The 5,598-nt window shown below is 41.2% G+C and carries 2 protein-coding genes; both read right to left on the bottom strand.

What is annotated here, in order from left to right; all coding sequences use genetic code 11:
* Nucleotides 1-11: 11 nt before the first annotated feature.
* Nucleotides 12-4,223, bottom strand: coding sequence for a DNA-directed RNA polymerase subunit beta' (rpoC, locus tag BN338_RS06005; RefSeq protein ID WP_039760013.1), 4,212 nt, complete (start codon nucleotides 4,221-4,223; stop codon nucleotides 12-14).
* Between the two features lie 169 nt (nucleotides 4,224-4,392).
* On the bottom strand, nucleotides 4,393-5,598 hold a 1,206-nt coding region (locus BN338_RS13110; RefSeq protein WP_039760011.1), incomplete at its 5' end, for a DNA-directed RNA polymerase subunit beta.

The raw sequence follows: 5,598 nt of genomic DNA, 5'->3' as shown, positions 1-5,598 counted from the left end.
TTGTCTTTAAATTATTTAGAAACGGCTTCAGCTGTCATATTTGTCAACATAGCCTTGGCCACTTCATTATTATTAGACTTACGTTGCTCATCTACAATCAAATCATCACGAACTGCTGCAATACGACGGATTTGAGAAATTGTACCCCCTGTACCAGCAGGAATAAGACGGCCGACAATAACGTTTTCTTTAAGTCCTTGCAGAGTATCAATTTTACCAGAAACCGCTGCTTCGGTAAGAACACGCGTTGTTTCCTGAAACGATGCTGCCGAAATGAAAGAAGGCGTTTGAAGAGAAGCTTTCGTAATTCCAAGAAGAATGGGATTACCAGATGCGGGTTTCTTCCCTTCTGCAATCAAATTGTCATTGATTTCATCAAGTTCAATACGATCAACATTATCACCTGGAATATAACCAGAATCTCCCGATTCAGTGATTTCAACCTTTTGCAACATTTGACGAACAATCACTTCAATGTGCTTGTCATTGATAAGAACCCCCTGCAAACGATAAACCTCCTGAATTTCATTAACAAGGTAAGATGCTAAAGCTTCAACACCCTTAATCGCCAAAATATCATGAGGGGCTGGATTACCATCAAGGATATAATCACCCTTTTCAATTTGATCGCCTTCTTGGAAGTGAAACAACTTACCTTTTGGAATCAAATATTCTACTGGCTCAAGAGTTTCATCATTTGGTTCAATAATAATACGGCGTTTATTCTTATAACCACGACCAAATTGAACTGTACCACTGACTTCAGCAATAATCGCATGATCCTTTGGACGACGCGCTTCAAAAAGCTCTGCTACCCGTGGTAGACCACCCGTAATATCTTTCGTCTTGGCACTTTCCATTGGCAAACGAGCAATAACATCACCAGCTTTAACATGAGCACCAAGCTCAACAGAAAGAATAGTTTCCACTGACATCATATAACGGGCTTCACCTCCCTTATACAATTTAGCAATGGATTTACCTTCTTTATCCGCGTGGATAATAATAGCTGGTTTGAGTTCCGCACCACGTGGATTGGCACGCCAATCAATCACCAAACGCTTTGTAATCCCCGTCGATTCATCAGCTGTTTCAGTGACCGATAAACCATCAATCATATCTTCAAAACCTACATAACCTTCAACTTCCGTTAAAATTGGACGTGTATAAGGATCCCATTCTGCTATACGTTGGCCACGTTTAACTACATCACCGTCATCAACAAAAATATGTGCTCCATAGCTAATACGATGCACAACGCGCTCTTTTCCTAACTCATCTTTGATAAGGATAGCCATATTACGCCCCATGACAACCAAATGGCCTTCAGAGTTACGCGCCACATTACGATTACGAATCTCCACCGTACCCTCATAAGAGGCTTCTAAATACGATGAATCAACAACCTGCGCAGTTCCTCCTAAGTGGAAAGTACGCATAGTAAGCTGTGTTCCTGGCTCACCAATTGACTGAGCAGCAATAACACCAACGGCTTCTCCCTGATTAACTGGTGTTCCACGCGCCAAATCACGACCATAGCATTTTGCACAAACCCCAAGACGTGTTTCACACGTTAAAGCAGAACGAATTTGAACAGATTGAATTCCGGCTTCTTCAATCTTAACGACATCAGCCTCCTCAATCATCGCTCCACCTTCAAGAATAACCTCTCTAGAGACAGGATGTAAAATATCAACAAGAGCTGTACGACCAAGAATTCTTTGCCCAAGGGAGGCAACAATTTGTCCTGCATCAACAATTGGCTGCATAGTCAGCCCTTTTGCCGTACCACAATCAACGGCTGAAATAATAGCATCCTGTGCAACATCAACAAGACGCCGTGTGAGATAACCAGAGTTCGCCGTTTTTAACGCAGTATCAGCAAGTCCTTTACGCGCACCATGTGTAGAGTTGAAGTATTCGTTAACAGTTAGACCTTCCTTAAAATTTGAAATAATAGGTGTTTCAATAATTTCACCCGATGGTTTTGCCATTAATCCACGCATACCAGCCAATTGTCTCATCTGGTTAGCAGAACCACGGGCACCAGAATGCGACATCATATAGATCGAATTCATGGGCCGCTGACGACCGGTTTTAGGATCAAAATCAATAGCTTGAATGCGTTTCATCATTTCATCCGCAACACGGTCTGTACATTTACCCCAAGCATCTACAACCTTATTGTATTTTTCACCTTGTGTAATCAAACCATCATTATATTGCTGCTCGTATTCCTTAGCCAAAGCTTCTGTTTCTGCCACCAAACGTGACTTGCTATCAGGAATAACCATATCATCCTTACCGAATGAAATCCCTGCACGACAAGCATAAGAAAAACCAAGCTGCATAATGCGGTCACAAAAAATAACTGTCTCTTTTTGTCCACAGTGGCGATAAACATGATCAATCATTTTAGAAATATTCTTTTTTGTCATTTCCTGATTGACAATATCAAATGAGATATTCGGATTTTTAGGCAAAAGCTCACCGATAATCAAACGACCAGGTGTTGTATCATAAAGTTTAGCAACTTCTTTACCATCCTTGCCCATATTCTTAACACGGCCTTTAATCTTCGTATGAAGCGTTACGACCTTATTTTCCAAGGCATAATGAAGCTCACCTATATCGGCAAAAGCCATTCCCTCACCGGGTTCTTTTTCAGAAACAATTGAGAGATAATAAAGTCCAAGAACCATATCCTGTGAGGGAACAATAATGGGGGCACCATTAGCTGGATGAAGAATATTATTGGTCGACATCATCAAAACACGGGCTTCAAGCTGTGCTTCAAGAGAAAGTGGAACATGAACTGCCATCTGATCTCCATCAAAATCTGCATTAAAAGCAGTACATACCAAAGGATGAAGTTGAATAGCCTTCCCTTCAATTAAGATAGGTTCAAACGCCTGAATCCCTAAACGGTGCAATGTTGGCGCACGATTGAGTAAAACAGGATGTTCACGAATAACCTCATCTAAGATATCCCAAACTTCTGGATGCTCTTTCTCAACAAGCTTTTTTGCTTGTTTCACAGTTGAAGAATATCCTTTCGCATCAAGCCGTGCGTAAATAAAAGGCTTAAATAATTCAAGGGCCATTTTTTTGGGAAGACCACATTGATGTAATTTTAATTCAGGACCTGTCACAATAACAGAACGCCCCGAGTAATCAACACGCTTTCCAAGCAGATTTTGACGAAAACGACCTTGCTTCCCCTTTAACATATCTGAAAGAGACTTGAGCGGACGCTTATTGGCTCCCGTAATCACACGGCCACGCCGTCCGTTATCAAACAATGCGTCAACAGCTTCTTGCACCATACGCTTTTCATTGCGCACGATAATTCCAGGAGCACGCAATTCAATCAACCGTTTCAAGCGGTTATTACGATTAATAACACGTCGATAAAGATCATTTAGATCTGATGTTGCAAAACGTCCACCATCAAGCGGAACCAATGGACGTAAATCCGGTGGAATAACTGGGATGGTTTTCATAATCATCCACTCTGGTTTATTCCCAGATTCAAGAAAATTTTCAACGATCTTAAGTCGTTTAATCAATTTTTTCTGCTTTAACTCTGAAGTTGTTTCAGCTAATTCAAGACGCAAATCATTGGCGATTTTATCTAACTCCATACCAGCTAAAAGCTCGTAAATAGCCTCAGCACCAATCATAGCTGTGAACTGATCTTCTCCAAACTCGTCAATAGCAAGCATATATTCTTCTTCAGAAAGAAGCTGGTGGAGCTTAAGAGATGTCAACCCTGGTTCAGTTACAATATAATTTTCAAAATAAAGAACACGCTCAATATCTTTTAAAGTCAAATCTAAAAGTGTAGAAATACGCCCTGGTAACGATTTAAGAAACCATATATGCGCAACAGGTGCTGCAAGCTCAATATGCCCCATACGCTCACGACGCACACGTGAAAGAGTGACTTCTACACCACATTTTTCACAAATAATACCCTTATATTTCATGCGTTTATATTTGCCGCATAGACATTCATAATCCTTAATAGGGCCAAATATACGTGCACAAAAAAGACCATCCCGCTCTGGTTTAAAAGTTCGATAATTAATAGTCTCAGGCTTCTTAATCTCACCATAAGACCAAGACAAAATCTTCTCAGGACTCGCAATGGAAATACGAATAGAGTCAAATGTTTGCGCTGGCGCTTGAGGATTGAAAAGATTCATGACCTCGTGGTTCATGCTGTTCTCCTTCAAAGATTCTTAGAACCTGTTGTAATATCTTTTTTTTATTTTAACAGATCTTCTTTAAAATACATTTACTTTTAAAAATGATCTGTACGACTCGAATAAAGTTATTGAGCCTCTTAAAGTAATCAGAGCGCAATTTTTTTCTAGTGCGCTCCTTGAATTATTGTTCTGCCGTATCAGATAGAACGCGCTGTGCAATAAGTTCACGCGCATCATCGAGCTCTACATTAAGAGCGAGTGAACGCATTTCCTTCACCAACACATTAAAGCTCTCAGGTATACCGGCTTCAAATGTATCATCACCACGCACAATCGCTTCATAGACTTTCGTCCGACCAGCAACATCATCCGATTTTACTGTCAACATCTCCTGCAAAGTGTATGCAGCACCATAAGCTTCAAGGGCCCACACCTCCATTTCACCAAAACGCTGTCCACCAAACTGTGCCTTCCCTCCCAATGGCTGCTGCGTAACAAGTGAATAGGGACCAATAGAACGTGCATGAATCTTATCATCAACAAGGTGATGCAATTTCAACATGTAAATATACCCCACCGTTACTGGACGATCAAAAGGCTCTCCCGTACGACCATCATAAAGCGTAACCTGCCCTGAACTATCTAGGCCCGCATCTTCCAGCATCATGTTGATATCAGATTCATGTGCTCCATCAAAAACAGGCGTTGCAATTGAAACCCCTTTCTTCATCTGAAGTGCTAATTTATAAAGGCTTTCGTTATCATACTGACGCACAGGTTCATTATGATTATCATCAGGCATAAGATTTTCAATACGTTGACGTAAAGGAAGGATATCACCAGTCTCTTGATATAATTCCAACAAATCACCAATCTTTTTGCCCATCCCCGCACATGCCCAACCAAGATGCGTCTCAAGAATTTGCCCAACATTCATACGACTAGGCACACCAAGCGGATTTAAGACGATATCGGCATGCGTTCCATCTTCAAGAAAGGGCATATCTTCTACGGGAAGAATACGTGAGACAACCCCCTTATTCCCGTGACGTCCCGCCATCTTATCACCTGGTTGGATTTTGCGCTTCACAGCCACAAAAACCTTTACCATTTTCATGACACCAGGAGGCATTTCATCGCCTCTTTGGACCTTTTCAACTTTATCCATAAAGCGACGTTGCAGTGCTTCTTTTGATTCATCATATTGTTTGCGCAAAGCTTCAATTTCATTTTGAAGCTTTTCATCCTCAACAGCAAATTGCCACCACTGCGAACGTGGATAACGCCCCATTACCGTACTATCAAGCTTTTTACTCTCGGAAAAGCCTTTCGGACCTTCTACAGCGACTTTACCTGTCAACATATCGGTAAGACGTGCGTAAACATT

This window comes from Bartonella queenslandensis AUST/NH15 (assembly GCF_000312585.1).
Classification (GTDB): Bacteria; Pseudomonadota; Alphaproteobacteria; order Rhizobiales; family Rhizobiaceae; genus Bartonella; species Bartonella queenslandensis_A.
Note: the sequence above shows the minus strand (reverse complement) of the source record. Positions and strands in the feature narration are given on the sequence as shown.

What these genes read in the sequence shown, in the direction of transcription:
- rpoC (WP_039760013.1), bottom strand. Translation starts at nt 4,223, where the DNA reads ATGAACCACGAGGTCATGAATCTTTTCAATCCTCAAGCGCCAGCGCAA.